The 19,183-nt window shown below is 59.0% G+C and carries 14 protein-coding genes and 3 pseudogenes; 12 read left to right on the forward strand and 5 right to left on the reverse strand.

Annotation, left to right across the window (positions count from 1 at the left end; genetic code table 11):
• From M0D69_RS40005 to M0D69_RS40045, 9 genes and pseudogenes are all read left to right on the forward strand, one after another.
• Window positions 1-152 (forward strand): annotated as a pseudogene (locus M0D69_RS40005) (ABC transporter permease); the annotation flags it as partial.
• A 39-nt stretch (window positions 153-191) separates the two neighbouring features.
• Window positions 192-1,598: a sensor histidine kinase gene (locus tag M0D69_RS40010; protein ID WP_301787340.1), complete on the forward strand. Its 1,407-nt coding sequence runs from the start codon at window positions 192-194 to the stop codon at window positions 1,596-1,598.
• The gene (locus tag M0D69_RS40015; protein ID WP_301787329.1) at window positions 1,599-2,270 is read left to right on the forward strand and encodes a response regulator transcription factor; all 672 of its coding nucleotides are present in this window, start codon (window positions 1,599-1,601) and stop codon (window positions 2,268-2,270) included.
• 152 nt (window positions 2,271-2,422) lie between these two features.
• Window positions 2,423-3,535: a porin gene (locus M0D69_RS40020; RefSeq protein ID WP_301787341.1), complete on the forward strand. Its 1,113-nt coding sequence runs from the start codon at window positions 2,423-2,425 to the stop codon at window positions 3,533-3,535.
• Window positions 3,536-3,647: 112 nt separating this feature from the next.
• Window positions 3,648-5,273: a methyl-accepting chemotaxis protein gene (locus M0D69_RS40025; RefSeq protein WP_301787330.1), complete on the forward strand. Its 1,626-nt coding sequence runs from the start codon at window positions 3,648-3,650 to the stop codon at window positions 5,271-5,273.
• Window positions 5,270-5,623, forward strand: a complete 354-nt coding sequence (locus tag M0D69_RS40030) for a DUF3579 domain-containing protein (RefSeq protein ID WP_301787331.1) — start codon at window positions 5,270-5,272, stop codon at window positions 5,621-5,623. The genes M0D69_RS40025 and M0D69_RS40030 overlap by 4 nt, the downstream gene beginning before the upstream one ends.
• A gap of 46 nt (window positions 5,624-5,669) precedes the next feature.
• Window positions 5,670-5,876, forward strand: a pseudogene (locus tag M0D69_RS40035) (transposase); the annotation flags it as partial.
• Window positions 5,877-6,070: 194 nt separating this feature from the next.
• Window positions 6,071-7,630: a methyl-accepting chemotaxis protein gene (locus M0D69_RS40040; RefSeq protein WP_301787332.1), complete on the forward strand. Its 1,560-nt coding sequence runs from the start codon at window positions 6,071-6,073 to the stop codon at window positions 7,628-7,630.
• Window positions 7,631-7,807: 177 nt separating this feature from the next.
• Window positions 7,808-8,086, forward strand: a pseudogene (locus tag M0D69_RS40045) (IS6 family transposase); the annotation flags it as partial.
• Between the two features lie 887 nt (window positions 8,087-8,973).
• Here the strand turns inward: M0D69_RS40045 and M0D69_RS40050 are convergent.
• The 3 genes from M0D69_RS40050 to M0D69_RS40060 form a co-directional block, all read right to left on the reverse strand.
• Entirely contained in the window at window positions 8,974-11,040 is a 2,067-nt protein-coding gene (locus tag M0D69_RS40050) for a recombinase family protein (RefSeq protein ID WP_301787333.1), read from the reverse strand.
• A 136-nt stretch (window positions 11,041-11,176) separates the two neighbouring features.
• Window positions 11,177-11,509, reverse strand: coding sequence for a DUF6788 family protein (locus M0D69_RS40055; RefSeq protein ID WP_301787334.1), 333 nt, complete (start codon window positions 11,507-11,509; stop codon window positions 11,177-11,179).
• 52 nt (window positions 11,510-11,561) lie between these two features.
• Window positions 11,562-11,858, reverse strand: a complete 297-nt coding sequence (locus tag M0D69_RS40060) for a Y4bD/Y4pK family protein (RefSeq protein ID WP_301787335.1) — start codon at window positions 11,856-11,858, stop codon at window positions 11,562-11,564.
• Between the two features lie 17 nt (window positions 11,859-11,875).
• Here M0D69_RS40060 and M0D69_RS40065 point away from each other — a divergent pair, with 17 nt between their 5' ends.
• Window positions 11,876-12,880, forward strand: coding sequence for a reverse transcriptase domain-containing protein (locus M0D69_RS40065; RefSeq protein ID WP_301787336.1), 1,005 nt, complete (start codon window positions 11,876-11,878; stop codon window positions 12,878-12,880).
• 259 nt (window positions 12,881-13,139) lie between these two features.
• Here M0D69_RS40065 and M0D69_RS40070 read toward each other — a convergent pair whose 3' ends face one another.
• A complete protein-coding gene (locus M0D69_RS40070) occupies window positions 13,140-13,580 on the reverse strand; it encodes a hypothetical protein (RefSeq protein ID WP_301787337.1) in 441 nt (146 codons plus the stop codon).
• A 358-nt stretch (window positions 13,581-13,938) separates the two neighbouring features.
• A complete protein-coding gene (locus M0D69_RS40075; protein WP_301787338.1) occupies window positions 13,939-14,328 on the reverse strand; it encodes a hypothetical protein in 390 nt (129 codons plus the stop codon).
• Between the two features lie 756 nt (window positions 14,329-15,084).
• Between M0D69_RS40075 and M0D69_RS40080 the strand changes: the two genes are divergently transcribed.
• Entirely contained in the window at window positions 15,085-17,748 is a 2,664-nt protein-coding gene (locus M0D69_RS40080; RefSeq protein ID WP_301787342.1) for a DEAD/DEAH box helicase, read from the forward strand.
• Between the two features lie 18 nt (window positions 17,749-17,766).
• A complete protein-coding gene (locus M0D69_RS40085; protein WP_301787339.1) occupies window positions 17,767-18,783 on the forward strand; it encodes a hypothetical protein in 1,017 nt (338 codons plus the stop codon).
• The last annotated feature ends 400 nt before the right edge of the window (window positions 18,784-19,183 follow it).

Below are 19,183 nucleotides of genomic sequence, written 5' to 3' on the forward strand. Positions count from 1 at the left end.
TTGGCTTGCTGATTTCAACCGCGCAAGGGGCATTCAACGCAAGCGGAGTGTTCGCAGCAATGATCGTGCTTGCCGTGGTTGCGCTTGCCGCTGATTACCTCCTGACAAGTCTGGAGCGGCGTCTGCTCAAATGGAAGCCGGCAGCATTTTGAGAGATTAATTGATGGCTATTCGAAGGACATGATTTCGTGATACTGGGCAGCTTGCGGGCCAGGCTGTCGGCGTGGCTTTTACTGCCACTGACGGCATTCGTCAGCATATCCGGAATCATGTCCGTGCAAAACGCGCGGTCCACGGCGAACATCTTGCAAGACAACGCGCTGGTGTCGTCGATGCGAATCATCGGTGAAGACATCGACTGGGGTAGCGGCGAGATCGTTGTGCAGATCCCGCCGGCGGCCCTCGAACTTTTTGAGTCGCCCGAGCACGACAGTGTGTTCTACAAGATCGTAGACGGACGGCACAGATTGCTGGCGGGTAATCCCGATTTGCCGCTGCCCGACACGATCTCCTCCAGTCCGACGTTCTACCGCACGGTTCTCGATGGCGGCCGGCATGTGCGCGCCGTTGTGTATGTCCGGCAAATGTTCGATTCCGGGCGCGTGGAAGACGTCACGGTGGCAGTCGCGAAGACGGAGCTTTCGCGTGACGCGATGGCCGCCCGGCTATGGCATCCCCAGCTCATTCGCCTTATTTTGATGCTCCTGCTGGCGATGCTGCTCGTCTATTTCGGCCTGACCTTCGAATTGAGGCCGCTGATGAAGTTGAAGGATGACGTGTCCGATCGGGCGCCATCCCAGCTTGAACCGATTCGTGCCGAACGGCTGCATTTTGAGCTTCGGCCAATCGTCGATGCGATCAACCAGTGTATTTCCCGCATGAGCCAGCAGACGGCTACGCAGCGTCAATTCGTATCCGATGCGGCACACCAGTTGCGAACGCCCCTGACGTTACTGGATACGCAGATCCAATTCGCCCGGCAGAGGCAAAATCAGGATGAGCAACTCGCCGAAGCACTAGCCGGCATGCACAAAAGCAGCCGGAAGATGGCAGTGCTTACTAACAAACTGCTTTTGCTGGCGCATGCGGAGTCTTCGCTGCCCGCGAGCGATGAAGATTTCGTCGATCTGAGTGCAGCCATTGCAGGGGTGCTCGAGGAGCTGATCGGATTTGCGCAGCAAAGAGACATTGACCTCGGCGCGGAGATCAACGAAGAAATGCGCGTGGTCGGTGATGAGACATTGATGACTGCGCTCCTAACCAATCTCGTCGATAACGCGCTGCGCTACACGCAGCGGGGAGGGCGGGTTACCGTGACGGCGCGGCGCAGTGATGCTACCGCGGTAGTACAAGTGGTCGATAACGGACCCGGCATCTCTGCCGAAGCGCGCTCCCGGGTATTCGAGCGATTTTATCGTGCCTCCGCCGATACAGAGGGTTCCGGGCTTGGTTTGTCAATTGTGCGTGAGATTGCACATCGCCACGGCAGTACTGTGACGCTGGCTCCCGGCAAGCGAGGCGTTGGCCTTGTTGCGACCGTAACGATGCGGTTATGGTCAGATCAAGCGAGCGCACTCGCCGAAGGAAAGGGGAGTTGAATGAAGTTGCTGCTGGTGGAAGACAACGCAGATCTGGCGCGCTGGGTGATCAACCTGATGCAAGTCGAACACTTTACGGTGGATTGGGCTGCAGACGGAGAGCAGGCGGAAACGTTGCTGAAGATGAAAAGCTACGACGCCGTTCTTCTGGACCTGCGCCTGCCGGGCATTAACGGCAAAGACGTGCTGACGCGCCTGCGTCGCGGACGGAACAACGTGCCGGTCTTGATGCTCACGGCCAATGGCTCGACCGATGAAAAGGTCGCGTGTTTCGCGGCCGGCGCTGACGATTATGTGGTGAAGCCATTTGATGCGCGCGAGCTGGTCTCAAGGATAAAAGCGATCATCCGCCGCAAAGCGGGTGGGGACGAAAGCCAGACGATTGTATGCGGGGATCTTCAGTACCGGTTCGAGTCGCGCGAATTCTTTGTCGCGGACGAAGCTCTGCGTCTGCGGCGCCGGGAGCACGCGATTCTGGAGGCGCTGATTCTTCGACAGGGTAAGACCGTGTCGAAGGCGGCGTTGATGGCGTGTGTGTTCACGATCGACGACGAACCCAGCGCCGACGCCATCGACATATATATCCATCGGCTGCGCAAGCATCTGGGTATTTCGAGCGCACAGATCGTGACGTTGCGCGGACTTGGTTATATTATTCGTACCCCACAATAAAATGATAATTGGTATTTTCACCGACGTTGTTTTTGCTCCGCATGAAAGATTCGCGAAGGATTGAGGTAGTTAAGCTTCGTTCGCTGTTGAACGAATCATAAAGACCTATTCCAACGTGAAGTCGTGAGGAGAACGCTGTGAAAAAACCGTTAATGTTATTGGCTGCGAGCGCAGGCACCCTGATTGCCGGAAGCGCGCATGCGCAATCCAGCGTTCAGCTCTATGGCCTGATGGACCTGAGCGTGCCGACCTATCAGTCGCATGCAAATGCGAACGGCGATCACGTCATCGGCATGGGCCTTGGCGGCGAACCGTGGTTCAGCGGCAGCCGTTGGGGCCTGAAGGGTGCGGAAGACATTGGTGCAGGTTCGAAAATCATTTTCCGGCTCGAGAGCGAATTCGTTGTTGCCAACGGTCAGATGGAAGACCCGGGCCAGATTTTCGATCGAGATGCGTGGGTCGGCATTGAAAACGACACGTTCGGCAAGTTCACAGCAGGGTTCCAGAACACGATCGCCCGTGATGCATCGACGATCTATGGCGACCCGTACGGCAGCGCCCGGCTGACGACGGAAGAGGGTGGTTGGACGAACTCGAACAACTTCAAACAAATGATTTTCTACGCGGCCAGTGCCACCGGCACCCGTTACACCAACGGTCTCGCGTGGAAGAAACTGTTCAGCAATGGCATCTTCGCCAGTGCGGGCTACGCGTTTGGCAACTCAACGAGTTTCGGCTCCAACTCCAACTACCAGGCAGCGCTTGGGTACAACGGCGGCCCGTTCAACGTGTCGTCCTTTTATAGCCACGCGAATCGCGTGGGCTTCACCAACCAGTCGTTCTCAGTGGGGGGTAACTATACGTTCGGTATTCTGCGCACCAATGCGGGGTACTTCCGCTACTTGGGCAATCAGGGCTCGCTCGGCCAGCGTCAGGACAACGCGTGGACCGTGTCGCTCAAGCTGGCGCCGAAGGGTGCGTTCGACTACGAGCTTGGCTATCAGCAAATGCGTGTGAAGAACGCCGCGTATAACGCTGACGGCGATATCCCGAACGCGAACATCGGTGCTTTTGATCCCACGTCCGGTCTTCACAACGGTTACAAGGAGACGTTGTACGGATCGGTCTTCTATCACTTTTCCAAGCGCACTGAAGTGTATCTGGCCGGCGACTACATGAGGCTTCATGGCGGCTATACGGTCGGTAGCACCTTCGGTGCGACCAATCAGGTCGAGCTGACCGCGGGCGTGCGCACCCGTTTCTGATCCGGGAATCCGATTCCTGCTGCTGACGCATTGACCGACTTTCTCTCCAACTTACGGCGGTGGATTTATCCGCCGCCGTTTTTTTATATACCGCGGCTCGAGGTGAACGACCATGTTCAGAAATACCACTATCCGAGTCGCTTTGACGATCACGATCGTCGGTTTTACGGCGGCGCTCGTGCTTGTGATTGCAACGTCAATCGCGGGTCTGGAGAGGGCCAACGCGTCACTCGAGAAGATGTACAGCGAAGAGACGGCGGCGCTGCGACATCTTACTGCCAGCAGCGAAACGCTCCTGCTGGTGCGAGTTGATCTGGGTGCATACGAAGCGCTTGTTGTACAGGGAAAATCCACCGACGCTGTGCTTGCGCGGGTGCATGCGGAACTGGCTGCCAGCGATCGCGAACTGGCCGCCTATGCGGCGCGGTCGCCATCGAATGGCGTAGAAATGGCGCTGGCCAACGCGTTGCGCGCGAAGCGCGAGCAATTGATGAAGCAAGCGCTCACCCCTCAGATCGAGGCGCTCGATCAGAACGATTTCATGTCGTTCCGAACGACGCAGAGGCACGCACCTGACACGTTGTTCAGCGACTACCGAAGCGCAGTACGCGCGCTGGAGGATTTTCAGGTGGAGCAGCAAAAGGCGCACTTTGTGTCGGCGCAACAGCATTTCCGCCTCCTGCTCTGGCTGTTCGGCGCGATCGGATTTGCTGCGGTCACGCTCGGTCTGTTTGCGCGCTTCGTGCTTACGGCTTCGATCGTGCAGCCTATCGATGCAGCGATTCGTCATTTCGAGCGCATTGCGGCGGGTGATCTGACCAGTCCGGTCGATACGTCGCGCACCAACGAAATGGGCCGGCTGATGGCTGCGCTTGCTCGAATGCAGGTGGCCCTGGTTGCTGCCGTGAGCCAGGTTCGTCACGGGACGGCGGCGATCACACACGGAGTACGCGAGATCGCGAGCGGCAATGCCGATTTGTCGGCGCGCACTGAGCAGCAGGCAGCGACTTTGGAGGAGACCGCATCGAGCATGGAGGAGTTGACTGCAACCGTGCGGAAAAACGCCGATAACGCGCGGCAGGCCAGCGCGCTGGCTGCGAACGCGTCGGAGATTGCCGCGCACGGAGGCGACGTTGTCGGCCAGGTCGTCGATGTAATCGCGGACATGTCGTCGAGTTCAGCCAGGATTGTCGACATCATTGGCGCGATCGAGGGGATCGCATTCCAGACCAACATACTTGCGTTGAATGCGGCTGTCGAAGCTGCGCGTGCCGGCGAGGAGGGACGTGGATTCGCGGTGGTCGCAGGCGAAGTGCGTGCTCTTGCGCAACGTTCGGCCACTGCCGCGAAAGAGATCAGGGAACTGATTGGCGATTCGGTTGCGAAGGTGCACAACGGTGCCGAACTCGCGGCCCGCGCGGGCGCGACAATGGCCGAAATCGTCAAGGCAGCTCGCCACGTTACCGGCATTGTCAGCGAAATCAGCGCGGCCTCGGAAGAGCAATCACGCGGCATCGATCAGATCAACCACGCGGTGACCCAGATGGATAACGCGACCCAGCAGAATGCGGCGCTCGTCGAGCAAGCCGCGGCTGCTGCGGCATCGCTCGAAGAACAGGCGCGCGTGCTCGATGATGCAGTCGCGGTGTTCAGGCTGCAGCAAGCATACGAGCCACCTGTCGAGGAATCCAGCAAGCCGAACTGGACCACACTCGGGCCATCGACCGCGGACGCATGACGACCCCTGATAGCACTGAGTTCTTTCTGATCAATGGACTCACGCGCCACCGGAAGATATTTCGCCCGGGCGACTGGGTCGAGCGTCTCATGGGAGTCATCATCTTGTACGTCGGGGAGCGTCGGCCGGGCATGCATATCGCGTCTACGCGGCTTGCAATGCCGGTCGACGACGGCGGGGTTAGATGCCTGATCGTTTCCGGTGAGCTCCGGAGGGTATGTCCTGAAGCGTTTGATTTCGTCGTGAGATTCGCCGAGGACAATGATTTGCCGATGGAGATTCGCCGCGTGCCAAAGGCGGGCGGCCTCGGTGGCGTTGGCATCAACAATGTGCCGGGTGCAATGCCGTGATGCGCGGCATTCCGGGACTACGCCAAAGTGGCAGTTTGAAAGTGGGGTCAGGCGGGCAAAGAATCGCAATAAATCGAAGATACGCGCTCGGGTCGAGTACGTGTTTGCGGTGGTGAAACGACTATGAGGATTCGGTAAAGTTCGCTATCGCGAGCTTGCGAAAAACGCCGACCGCGCTTTCGCCGCGCTCACACTGGCGAACATCCAATTGGTGTCACTCACAGGCAATGGGACAGTTGCGTCCAGAGACTGAGGAAACGGTGTAGGAGAGTCGAAAACCCTGCTTCAAGGCGCAAAAACCGTCGCCAATCGAGTGGATTTGTCCATGTCACGAAATCGCCAAGCATAGATGGGCGAAGACCGATGCTTCTTCAGTACAGCCCTAAGGTTTACCCTAAAAATACCGTTATAGATTAGGCACCCGAAGCACACAAATCGTCGTGCGACTTGTTCGACTCCGATCCGGAAATATCAATCTTGAAAAACATGTCTATCCGATTACGCCTGCGGGCTGCCGTCGCATTCCTCGCACTGCTGGTCATCAGTGGAGGCATACTCGGGCTTTTTGGCATGCGCGGCGCCGTGACGGGACTTCGGGCCGTCTACGGCGACCAATTGCCCAGCACGCGCTACTTGGGAAATGCGGAGATTGAAATCGGACGCGCTCGCGCGGTCGTGTTGAGGGCTGCGATCGCTGAGAAGGCGGATGCCGAAGATGATTTGGCTAAAGGACTGCAATACTGGGCGGCGTCCGACAAGGCATGGGACGCATACCGAGCCTTGCCTGCCGATGCGGACGAAAAAGGACTGGCTGATACCGCGACCGCAAAGCGTGAACAGTTAAGGGAAAGTTTTCAGAATCTTTCGACTGCGATCAAAGGCGAAGAGACGAAGGAATATTATGCTGCCGCGACCAAGGTCGGCAAAGCGTACACCGCGCTTGTGAAAGCCAATGACGCCCTAAAGTCTTTGCAACTCGAGTCGGGCAAGCGCGTATACGAGCATGCCGAGCAACAATACACGCTGCTGACCACTGCCGTCTCCCTGCTTATCTTGTTTGCGCTGGTTGCTGCAGCGGTGACTGCGTGGGCGCTCGGCCGGTCGATTAATGGACCCCTTTCCATTGCCCTGAAACATTTCGACGAGGTTGCACACGGCGACCTTCGCCGCACGGTGGAAGTTTCCTCCAATGATGAAATGGGCCAATTGCTCCATGCGCTGCAAGCGATGAAACAACAATTGCGCGCTACTGTGGAAACCGTTCGCGCAAGTGGCGAAGCGATTGCTGCGGGCGCCGAGCAGATCGCGGCAGGCAACGAGGCTTTGGCGTCGCGAACAGAACAACAAGCGGCTTCGCTCGAAGAAACTGCGGCGAGCATGGAAGAGCTGACAAGCACGGTCAAGCAGAATGCGGGCAATACACAGCAAGCGAGCCGGCTTGCGATCAGTGCAAGCGCGAGTTCGCTGAGTGGCGACAACATTGTCTCGCGCGTCGTCAAAACCATGTCGGACATTGATGAAGGTGCGAAGCGCATGACCGACATCATCGTGCTAATCGAGGGAATCGCATTTCAAACAAACATACTTGCCTTGAACGCAGCGGTTGAGGCCGCGCGAGCAGGCGAGCAAGGCCGAGGCTTTGCCGTGGTTGCTGCGGAGGTCCGCTCCCTGGCGCAACGTTCGGCCAACGCCGCGAAAGATATTAAAGTGCTCATCGAGGAGTCTTCGGCACGCACAAAAACAGGATGCGCTCTGGTATCGGACGCCGGCACGACCATGACGGAGATCGCAAAAAATGTGCGGCAGGTGACGAGCCTGTTGTCTGAAATCGCCATCGCCTCCTCCGAACAAAGCAACGGGATCGATCAGGTCGCGCTAGCGGTCGGGGAGATGGACGAGGTAACCCAACGCAATGCAGCGCTAGTCGAAGAAGCGTCTGCTGCAGCACAATCGCTCGCGGCTCAAGCAAAAACGCTTCGAGAAGCGGTGTCCGTGTTCAGCGTCTAAGTCGACGCTGAGCCTCGTGTGATATAGCGGTAGATGCAGCGTTGTCACATTGAAGCGTTGGGCTTTGTCAAGTTGAAGGCGGTGCCAGCTAGAATTGCGCGATGAAGAAGAGCGGTTTTGTCGCAATCGCGATGCCGCGTCAAAGTTCGGGTTGCACAAACTTTGCTTCGGCTCACGATGAAGAACACCGCGACACCACGAACGGCCCTTGCTGCAGGCAATGTCAAGGTTTTAAGGCGGCTTCATTATCCGCTGGATGTGATGCTACTGTGCGTGCGATGGTTTGTGGCGTATTCGCTCAGTCTTCGGGATCTTGAAGAAATGATGGCTGAGCGCGCCATCGGCGTCGATCATTCGACGGTGCACAGGTGGGTGATCAAACTGATGCCGTTGTTCGAAAAGACGTTTCGCAAGCACAAGCGCCCTGTGGGCAAGAGCTGGCGCATGGATGAAAGTGTGTCACGAACACAAGCGAAAGCGTGTGGTGCTGTACTGAAGATGGGAGTAGGCCTCCCGAAGCCGGCTTGCGGGAGCAGGCTTCGAACCGCCCGGTGCTGCTGCGGTCAAAAGGCGTGGTGGTGTTGTGCCATGAACGTGTCTGCATTCTTTTAGACACGATGCTGTACCTGAGATGGAGGAAGGCCCTCCGAAGCCGGCGTGCAGGCGCAGGTTTCAAACAGCCGTAAGCTGCTTCAGTCGGAAACGCTGCGGTGGTGAACGTTACGGTTAAAAGGCGTGATCAAACACGTCATGTATGGGTTAGAGAGACGAACGCAAGTGAACCACCGATGACGCATCGAAACGCCTTTGCAGACGACATCAAAACCGGGGGCACACTACTCTCCCGGGATCAGCGTGGCGGCGACCTGCTTACTGGCTACGTGGTGTCCGGTGTATAGGTGGCGTGACTCTAATTCAGGCTCAGATACGGAACTTGGGAACTCTTCATGTGATGCCAAGGGAAAACTCTATAAGTGGAACCCACGAAGGGGGAAAGTACCGATGCACATGAAGGGGGCGGATCATCCCGTATTAGTGTTGAAGTTCCTGTAATGGGAGTGGAGCGAAGGGGATGACTCAGCTCAGAGAAGGTTATCGCCAACCGGGCAACCGGGATGAGCATCTACCTTCCGCGTCGCTTTGTCATCGCGAGATGGCAAAGGTACGGCTGGGACGAGCCGTGTAAATCGAGAGGTTTACGCACGGTTGTGCGTCCAGCGAAGGCTGGCGCATTCAGCAGGAGACAGACCTGCCGGGGTAAAAGTCAGGCACCCCGTAGCTTGGATAGCAGGGTGGAGGGAAACCAAGACTCTGACGGTGATTTCATATTGCACCTCTCACAGTTAAATGTTGGAATGTTGCGGCTTCAGGTGCCCTGAAGTACGCACCCGGTCTCGAAGTTCTTGTTCCTTGGTGATGTCCAGCGCAATCCACCACCCCCTCCGATCATCAAGCTTACGTGCTTCGACGATACGGCGCTCGATCCAGTAATAGACGACGTGCATGCTGACCCGCAAGCGCGCGGCGAGTTGCTGCACGGTGAGTTCATCAGGGCGCATCAGGCAAGTCGCTGGAATGGCGTACTTGTAGCGGATCCATTTGATCATGGCGAGCGTAAAAGGCTTGCCATGGGGGCTGCGCAGCCCTTCCTGATTGAGGTGTGCAACGATTTGCGGATCTGACAGCCGCTGAGACAGTCTGCGGACCTGCTCGACGATTGCCGATGGATAACGTATCGCTTCGGGGCGCGGCTTGGGCAGATTGACGGTGATGTCGTTGCAGACGCCGCCTTGCCAGCGCACATGCAGAACGAGCTGCCGTTGCTCGGACAATTTCTCCACCGTGATATCGCGGATGAGGAGACGCAGCATTCGCTTGCGCTCCTTCGCCTGGGTCGTCGGAGCGCGCCACAGGCGTGGCAGATCGCGGGCCAATGCGAGGACCTGAGCCTTCTGCTCAGCCGTGACGACGCGCGCTTTCTGGCTCTCGAATTGAGCGGCTTCCGTCCTGATCAATTCAAGGCGATGCAGAGCGTCGTTCCAGCGCCGTTCGAGGGTTCCTGCGACCAGCCGGTTGGCGGGGTCGCACTCCTGATAGCGCCGTTCGGCGAGGGCAGCCTCGTATTCGACGCGCTCGATACGCATCTCCCACTGACGCATGATGGCGCGATCGCGTTGCTCGAGTTCCTTCAGGGCGGTGACGGCGAGCTTGAGTTCGGCCGGGCGCAGCGCCGTAAGCACCGCTTCGCCGATCGCGTTGTCAAGCAGCTCACCGCGCACGTGCACGCAATCCTTGGTCGCTAAACCTTGCTGGCGCTGCCTGCTGCACAGATAGATCGGGCGGATGCCGCCGTGACTTTGGTAGCGTACCGTGATTGCCCGGCCACAGCGTGCGCACACCAGCAGTCCCTGCAGTAACGCGAGCCCTTCGCGCGCCGGGCCACTCAACAGGGTACCTTCACCGTTCGTCCGGTTGCGCGCCAGGCGGGCCTGATTCTGCTCAAACTCCTCCGGGGTAATGTACCCTTCGTGGTGCCCGGGCAGATGGACGCGCCAGTCGGTCTTCGGAACCGGCTGCACGCGCTTGAGCACCTCTCCCTCTGGTGTGATGCGCTGGCGGTACTGGTAGCGCCCAAAGACATAGACGCCGGCATACGACGGATTCCTGATCAATCCGAGCACACGTCCGTGACTAAGTCGTCCCCAGATGAGTTTGCCCGCCCAGGCTCCTCCGTAGGCGCGCTTCGGAAAGCGTAGCCCGTCTTCGGCAAACCGCTTGACGACAGCGTATGCACTACCGGTTTCGCGGAACAGACGGAATACCAGTTGCACGGCGCCGCGCACTTCGTCATCAGGATCCAGGACGATGCGTCCTTCATCGTCATAGCACAGACCAACCGGCAGCGGAAAGCGCAATTCACCCTTCTGCGCCTTGTTGAGCTTACCGCCCTGGAGGCGCCCGCGCAGAAAATGGAGTTCGGCCTGAGCCATCGTGCCTTTGAGACCGAGAAGCAGGCCGTCGTTGAAGTCGCCCGGGTCGTAGTAACCATCTGAGTCGATCACGAGGGTATGAGTGAGCGCACACAGTTCGAGCAGGCGATGCCAGTCCAGGTTCGAGCGTGCCAGGCGTGACACCTCCAGGGCAAATACTGCACCCACTTGCCCCATCGAGACATCCGCCACCAGCGTCTTGAAGTCCTCGCGGCCTGTCATCTGCGCCCCCGACTGACCGAGATCCCGGTCCAGCGTACGGATCGCCGTCTCTGTCCAGCCCAATGCCAGCGCCTTGTCCTTCAACGCATACTGGCGCTCGGTGCTCTCCTGATGGTGCCGCACCTGAGCTAATGTCGACTGCCGGATATATATGTACGCCGGCTTGCTGTGATGCTGCGAGGTGATCTTGGTGTTCATCGACGGCCTCCTCGGTCGGTTGCAGCGCGGGCCCGGCGGTGAGCCAGGCCTCGAGCATGTTGGCGATGAGTACGCCGGCCGATTGCGGATCGATGGATTGGGGGAGCGGTAGAGACGACTGGCTCACCGCCGCCTCTCAGAGCGCCTCGCGGCGGCGTAAGAGTTCGCGGTTGATCTCGCAGATCTCCTCGATGATCTCGCGGACTCGGTGATAGTTCGCCAGACGTTCGGTCACGTCGGCGTAATCGGCCTGGGGCACGTAGTCCATTTGCGGCCGGCGCCCAGGAAAACTCACGGACAGATAGTACTTGGGACCATGACCGGGGCCGTTGGCACACTTGCAGCCGGGTTTGCCGCAGCGCTTGTAGCGTTCGATGAGCGAGCCACGCAGAAGCGTCTCCAACGCCGGCATTTGCCGCAGCAACTGGGCGCGACGCTTGCGCAACTTCGACGACGGAAGATCTTCCATGAGCGGACCACGTTAAAGACTGGTCTGATAATAGGATAGAACGATTCATTGATCAAGCTCCTTTGGTGGGTGACTTCTTCGAGGTCGAAACGGCAAGCTGGTCGACCAGGTCGACCAGGTCGATCAGCTCTAGCAGCATCTCCAGATCGAAGCGGCACGCGGTGACGCCAACACCGTCGTGAACAGAGGGCGTGCCCCAGTCGGTCCACTCGCGGGCAATGCTGAAGCTGCCGCGTTCTGCATGACCCAGAAGCAGCGTATCAACCCCGCCGACGCGCCGGGTCTTCAGTACTGGAAAACGTTGGCCTTTTAACGGATGGAATGGATGGCAGATCTCAGCCCATCCCAAATACTCGTTGAGCGCCTGTGCAGTTCGCGCTAACCGTCCCTGCTATCCGCGACCGGGTGGTTCAAGGTGCGCTCAAGCTCGTAGTGGAGCCGATCTTCGAGGCGGACTTCCAACCGGGGTCGTATGGCTATCGTCCCAAGCGAACCGCGCACGAAGCGGTGCATCGGGTGGCGACGGCGATTGTTCAGTGTAAGACGCGCGTCATAGACCTTGATTTGCGCGCCTACTTTGACACAGTTCGGCATCATCTACTGCTGGAAAAAGTGGCGCGTCGGATCAAGGACGACGACGTAATGCATTTGCTGAAGCTGATGCTGAAGGCATCGGGCAAACAAGGCGTTCCTCAAGGCGGGGTGATTTCGCCGTTGCTCAGTAACATCTATCTCACCGAGGTGGATCGGATGCTGGAACGGGCGAAAGAAGTCACGCGTAACGGGATTTACACCTACGTCGAGTATGTCCGCTTCGCTGACGATCTGGTCGTGCTGATCGATGTCCACCCGCGCCATGCGTGGTTGCTGAGGGCGGTGACCAAGCGACTTCGGGAAGAGTTTGCCAAACTAGAGGTCGAGGTTAATGAAGAGAAGAGTCGCACTGTGGATCTGGACTGCGCGGAGAGCTTCGGCTTTCTGGGGTTTGACTTCCGTCGACTTCGCAGTTTCAGGAAACGGGTGTGGCGCGCGCACTATACGCCGAAGTTGAAGAAACGGACGGCGTTATTGCGCAAGCTCAAGGAGGTATTCCGGCGATACCAGTCGCAGCCGGTGGATCGGGTGGTACAACTGATCAATCCGGTGCTGCGGGGCTGGGTGAATTACTTCGCTGTTGGGGACTCCAACGAGTGCTTCGGCTTCGTCAAGGACTGGGTGGAAAAGAAGATCAGGCGTCACTTGGGGCGATCTCGGAATCGGCGGGGCTTCGGCTGGAAGCGGTGGAGTAGGCGCTGGCTGTATGAGGAACTGAAGCTGTTTAACGGCTATCGGGTTCGTCGTGCGGTAGCACCGAAAGCGCGCCCAGCATGATAGGTCTCATAACCCTTGAGGTGAAGCAAACAGGAGAGCGTAGTGCCGGAAATCGGCCCGCTGCGTTCGACGTGGCGGGAGCTGGAAACGTGACTATGGCAGCCGGACTGAGGTCCACCGCGAAAGCGGTGGGGAAGCCACCGGAGCCTACTGCGCGCGCGCCAGTTCTCGACCCTACCTGTGGGCGGCTGGTGGTGAAATTCCACCGGCCGACCCGGCAGCGACCGTGGAAAAGTCATTCATACCTTCGAGCAATCGTTTACAGGTGTCGGCACTGTCGTTGTCCCAACGCGGTCTGATCTATGACGCGCGCCAACGCGCGTGACGGAACCCATTGGCCTCCCTGTGCAATGAATCGGGAGGTCGCGTCGACGACTGTTTGGTTGCTCTCATCAGCGAATACGGCAAAGACCGGTGCGAAGACCGACTCCGCGAGGGCAAATTGCTGCTTTTCGAATCTACTCGGGTCGATGCGACCTGCGGCATCAAAAGTAAGAATGGAAAATGTGTTCCGAACGACGCGCACCGGGTTTCTGGCCACAAGCTCGACCATGACGCCGGCCATTCGCGCTCGTTGCCCCGCAAAATCGGGCAGACTGTGTCCTGCCGGATCTCGCAGCATCCGGTCGAACTTGGTGCTTGACAGCCGCCAGAGGGTGTCGTCACGAGCGACCAGGAACGTTCGGCAAGAAAAACCCATGATGTGCCCCTTGCATTAACGGTGATGTTCACCTTGCTCAGGAAGATCCCACAAGGTGCCTTCCCAGCAGGAGATTTGCCCCTGTACTTTTCACTGCGCGGTGACCACGCTTCGTGTCGCATCGGTCGATGTCCGGCTCCGCGGAGCCTTTTCTGCACCTGAGGCACGTCGCAGTCGTCGCGTAGCCGATCACGATTGCGTGGAACCACGCCACGGGCTTGGCCCCGCACCGCGGTGAGCCGCATGCGACCTTCTCGTCCAGAAAGTGTCCTGCGTCAATGAATGCATGGCCACGGTCGGAATGAAGCGAGTAAGGAACGCCTCGGCGCGAGGATGGAAGCGCTTGCCTCGTGACGTCTCACTGGATGATCTCGCCGCTCCATCGATCACGGTTGGCCCAGAACGAACACTGCGCACATTTTTCGCCTTCCGGGTAGTCAATGCCTTCCTCATGCGGGCAGCCGATGATGCGATCGACGGCCGCCACCGATTTGGCACCATGATGATCGATGAATCGAACGATCGCTTCGGTGATTTCAGGATCGCTTCTCGCATCGGTTGTTTCGCAAAACCACCGCTCAAAAGGGTCCGCGTCAGCATCTTCGTGCGCGACGATGCCAACAGAGACCTTCGTCGCTCTCGTATCGTCTGGCCCGTAGAAGGCAACGGTTGCCACTGGATAGCCGCAGAAGCCTTTGCCACGTTTTTTTGCAAACTTGTCTCGGTACCACTGAGCCTTGAATGTCATGATCCCTCCCTCCCTCCCTCCCTCCCTCCCTCGCATGCCTTGCCGAGTGACGTAAGCGGCCTCGCCGAAGTATGCAAAGCGTAGCAAGTTTCTTGCGTCTTGACAGTGCGCCCGACAAGCGGGTTCGTGAAGTAACGGCTGCGTGGACTGAGCAAGGGGCGTTCGCAGCATAGACGCGAGCGAGCGCAATGGCGTGAATCACACCGGTCGGTGATCGGCGGTAGTCGAAGTGCAACGGTCATTCCCGCCTTGGAGTTGGTCGTCATATCCTCGGGCGAAGGAGACACTCTGCTTTTTTTTTGTTAGTAACATACGCGCCAACTGATTTTCGCCTGCGCGGGATGGAGCCGCCATCCGCATCCCATCTCGTATGCCTCAGGTTTTGGTACCCTTTCATCATGAGTGTTGTTTATCGCAGAATTCGGAAATTCAACGGGACCGCTGTAACGGTTGAGGGTTGGCGCGCCGGCGGCAGTGCCGGGGGCGAGCTTCTGTGAGTGGATGTAGCAATCAGGTCGTCCTACAGCAAATGAAAAGACAGTTCACCAGACATGCGCGACACAGCGGTCACGCGCACCCCGGCAACTTGGTTTACCCCACAGTTCGATCGGACCAGGCGCAAACGGAGCTTCGCCGAGTTCGCAATGGGCCTGCGGGCCCGCTGGTTGATTACGAAACCGCTTTCCGTGAAAACAGGCGGCTGCAGCGCTTGCTGCGACCGCGCGACGGGGACGGGCGTTCTTGACTGCTCCCGACATGTTCGCGCCACACCTGACGCCCGGTGGTCACCTGCTCGCGGTGCCGGAGGATGCCGCGCCACTATTGGCGGATGAAGTACGACTGTGGCTAGCTAGCGCTTTTGCGCGTGGGGCAGGGCACGGCCTACTGCACCTGGGAACGGTCGAAATCGGCCGCATTTTGCCGCCCGCATGGGGCTGGTGGCGTGATTTTGCCGCGCGCTACGTCACCGCCTTGTGCGCCACGCCCGAAGGCGGCGAGATCGCGGTCGCCATGCCTGCCACCGGGGATTTCGATGCTCTGGTGGCCGATGCGCCGCCGATGACGGGCGGGGAGTATCTAACGCCAGATGTGCTGGTCACGCTGTGGGGCGAGATCGATACCGCCTTGCACCAGGAACTGGCGACCGCAAAAGTCTCGCTTCAGGATTTCCTCAAGTCGCGCCACCCGGCCTGGAATCTCGTCGGCCGCGTGCATTTCAACCTCGCTGAGAACCGCAAGGACCCGGAGTCACCGTTCGCTTTCCTTGCGACTTACACCTCGCGCCTGTCAGCCCATGGCAAAGCGCAACACCAGCCGCTGTCGCAAGCCCTCGCAGAATTTTCGGGGGCCAGGAGCCGAGCGCAACTCTTGTCGCTGCTACTGCCGGTGCAGCGCGCCGCGCAAGACTGCGATTGGCTTCGCGACATGGTGGATAGCGGCGAGATTTACCATCCGCTGCGCTGGACGCCTGTTGACGCCCACCGCTTTCTCACCGACCTGCCCAAACTCGAAACCGCCGGCATTGTCGTTCGCACGCCAGGCGTCTGGCAGGCGGGCCGTCCCGCTCGTCCCGTTGTGAAAGCCAGCGTCGGCGCACGACCGCCTTCGCTCTTGGGCAAGGATGCATTGCTCGATTTCAGCATGGAGGTGTCCCTCGACGGCGAGCATCTCAGCGTCTCGGAGGTCAGGGATCTGCTCAAAGGCGCCGACGGCTTGCAACTCATCCGCGGTCGCTGGGTCGAGGTGGACCAGAAAAGGCTCGGTCGCCTCCTGAAGCGGTTCGAGGCTATGGAAGAGGCGGCGAAAGCCGGTCTGCCCTTTAACGAGGCCCTACGTCTTCTGGCGGGTATTTCGCTCGACGATAGCGGTGACCCCGCTGATCGCGACTGGTCGCAGCTCATTGCTGGGCCTTGGTTGGCCGACATCCTGCAGGAGCTGCGTCAGCCGGAAGGGTTGGCGCAGATCAGCCCCGGCGCGGAACTCAAGGCGAGCCTAAGGCCCTACCAGCAGGCGGGCGTGCGGTGGTTGTATCTGCTCACCCGGCTCGGCCTGGGCGCTTGCCTGGCGGACGATATGGGCCTGGGCAAGACCATGCAGGTACTCTCCCTGCTGCTGGTGCTCAAGCGCGAAAGCACCGAGGCGCGCCCCAGCCTGCTGGTCGCTCCAGCGTCACTGCTCGCCAACTGGGTGGCAGAGGCCGAGCGCTTCGCCCCCGGCTTGCGCCTGCTGATCGTCCATCCGTCGGTCATGCCGGCGGCCGAATTACGTGCGCTGGACGCCGCGCGGCTTGCGGAGATCGATCTCGTCATCACCAGCTTTGGCTCGCTTCTTCGCCAGCCGGTCCTTGCGACCATCCAATGGCGCGTTGCCGTCGTCGATGAAGCGCAGGCGATCAAGAATCCGAGCGCCAAGCAAACACGACAGGTCAAGCAGCTCCAAGCACAATCGCGCATCGCGCTCACCGGTACCCCCGTGGAAAATCGCCTGTCCGATCTCTGGTCCATTTTTGATTTCACCCACCCCGGTTTGCTGGGTTCGGACAAAGTCTTCGCCAATTTTACCAAGCGGCTGGCAAAGGCCGAGCACTTCGGCCCGCTGCGCACGCTCGTGCGGCCGTACATCTTGCGCCGCCTGAAGACAGACAAGCGGGTCATCGACGACCTTCCGGACAAGACCGAACTCAAGGCCTGGTGCCACCTGAGCCCGAGCCAGGCGGCACTTTACCAGCGAGCGGTGAAGGACCTGGCCGCCGCGCTTGAGGACGCCGAAGGCATCGGTCGCAAGGGTGTGGTGCTGAGCTTTCTGATGCGCTTCAAACAGATATGCAACCATCCCTCGCAATGGCTGGGCGATGCGGCGTGGAAGGCCGAAGACAGCGGCAAGTTCGCCCGTCTGCGCCAACTCGCCGAAGTGATCGCAGCCAAGCAAGAAAAGGTGCTGGTATTCACCCAGTTCCGCGAGACCACCGAGCCACTGGCGGCATTTCTGGGTTCTATCTTTGGTCGCGAAGGTCTGGTGCTCCATGGCGGCACACCGGTGGCCAAGCGCCGCGAACTGGTCAAGCGATTCCAGGAAGATGAGTTGATACCCTTCTTCGTGCTCTCGCTAAAGGCGGGTGGGACGGGATTAAATCTCACCGCCGCTTCCCACGTGATCCACTACGACCGCTGGTGGAATCCGGCTGTGGAAAATCAGGCGACCGACCGTGCGTTTCGTATCGGTCAGCAGAGGAACGTGCTGGTGCATAAGTTTATCTGCCGTGGCACGATTGAGGATCGTATCGACCAGTTGATCGAAGCGAAACAGCAATTGGTGAAGGATGTGCTGGAGGGCGGTGCAGAACTCTTGCTCACCGAGATGAGCGATCGCGAATTGCTCGATCTCGTGAAGCTCGACGTTCACGCCGCTCAAGAAAACTGATCGTCAAGAGGAAGCGCAATGGATTATGGGGGGTGGAAGCCGTATGTCTCGGTCGCCGCACGCAGGAAAAAGGCTGAACTAGCCGCCGCCAAGGCGAAGAAGGCTGGTGCGGTCCTGTCACCAATCGCGTCGTATCGCGGCGCCATCGCCAAGACCTTCTGGGGCAAGGCCTGGTGCGACAATCTGGAACGCTACAGCGACTATGCCAACCGCTTGCCGCGCGGCCGTACCTATGTGCGCAACGGTTCCGTGATCGACCTCCAGATTACGGCAGGCGAAGTGCGAGCTCAGGTAATGGGTTCGAGCCTCTACAAGGTCGCCATGACCGTGGCGGCGTGTCCTGAAACGCAATGGCGAGCAATCGGAGCCGATTGCTCGGGGTCGATCGATTCGATCGTGGAACTCTTGCAGGGCAAGCTCTCGTCAGCCGTGATGGAGCGCATCTGCAAACCTGGCACCGGTCTTTTTCCGGCGCCCAAGGAAATCACATTCAATTGCAGTTGCCCGGACTGGGCGTCGATGTGCAAGCACGTTGCCGCCGTGCTCTACGGCGTCGGCGCACGGCTCGATCAACAGCCGGAATTTCTCTTTGCCTTGCGCCGGGTCGATGCCAATGATCTCATCCGTCAGGTCGGTACCGGTCTGCCTGAATCGAGAAAACGCCCAGCTACACGCAAAGTCCTCGACGACGCGTTGGTGGCCGATGTGTTCGGCATCGAGATGGCCGAAGCTTACCCACCGGCCACGCCTGCTGCGGGACGTAACAAGCCACCGGCAGGTAAGGTGACAGCGAAGAAGGCAGCCAAGCCGGCTGTCTCGACAGCCCAGAAGCCAACCGCGAGCGCGAAGACTGCGGCGGACCATCAAGCGGTCACAAAGAAATTGCAGGTCAAGCCATCTGCTGGGCCACGTAAATCATCATCTGGCAACGTCGTTGCCGGTCGAGCAAAGGTGGCGAACTCGCCTGCAACACCGAAAGAAGCTGCAACAAGGAAGCGCGCCAGCGTTCGACCGGCGAAAGGTGAGCCCCGCTGAACTCAGATCCCATCTCGCATGGCTACGCAGGAAGCGAGTTAGGAAGCGAGTGACGTCGACGAATGAAATTTTCAGCTGACAAACTCGGCGTCTGGTGAAGTCTCCGGATGATGTCGAGCGTCAGCGGACGTATCAGGTTCAGGATTTCATAGACCAGACTGAATTCGCTGATCATTCGAGTTCGACCTTAGCCTTGCGTTGAAGACGCCCGGATGATTGACGGCATTTTTAATACTGGAACGACCGCTTCGTGAACATTGCGAACGGCCGTAATGGCCGAATTTCCGTCATCAGTTTGCTGAACTCCGAACGTAGTCCGAACCTTCACTTGACGTCCTCCCGGCTCTAAAGGACCGGGATTCCTTCTGCAAGACGGCCACGTCCGGCCGCAGCATGGGTT

It is taken from the genome of Caballeronia sp. SEWSISQ10-4 2 (genome assembly GCF_030464885.1).
Lineage (GTDB): Bacteria > Pseudomonadota > Gammaproteobacteria > Burkholderiales > Burkholderiaceae > Caballeronia.

Coding starts and splice junctions, on each gene's coding strand:
- M0D69_RS40015 (WP_301787329.1), top strand. CDS start 1,599: ATGAAGTTGCTGCTGGTGGAAGACAACGCAGATCTGGCGCGCTGGGTG.
- M0D69_RS40020 (WP_301787341.1), top strand. CDS start 2,423: ATGTTATTGGCTGCGAGCGCAGGCACCCTGATTGCCGGAAGCGCGCAT.
- M0D69_RS40025 (WP_301787330.1), top strand. CDS start 3,648: ATGTTCAGAAATACCACTATCCGAGTCGCTTTGACGATCACGATCGTC.
- M0D69_RS40030 (WP_301787331.1), top strand. CDS start 5,270: ATGACGACCCCTGATAGCACTGAGTTCTTTCTGATCAATGGACTCACG.
- M0D69_RS40050 (WP_301787333.1), bottom strand. CDS start 11,040: ATGAACACCAAGATCACCTCGCAGCATCACAGCAAGCCGGCGTACATA.
- M0D69_RS40055 (WP_301787334.1), bottom strand. CDS start 11,509: ATGGAAGATCTTCCGTCGTCGAAGTTGCGCAAGCGTCGCGCCCAGTTG.
- M0D69_RS40070 (WP_301787337.1), bottom strand. CDS start 13,580: ATGGGTTTTTCTTGCCGAACGTTCCTGGTCGCTCGTGACGACACCCTC.
- M0D69_RS40075 (WP_301787338.1), bottom strand. CDS start 14,328: ATGACATTCAAGGCTCAGTGGTACCGAGACAAGTTTGCAAAAAAACGT.
- M0D69_RS40080 (WP_301787342.1), top strand. CDS start 15,085: ATGTTCGCGCCACACCTGACGCCCGGTGGTCACCTGCTCGCGGTGCCG.
- M0D69_RS40085 (WP_301787339.1), top strand. CDS start 17,767: ATGGATTATGGGGGGTGGAAGCCGTATGTCTCGGTCGCCGCACGCAGG.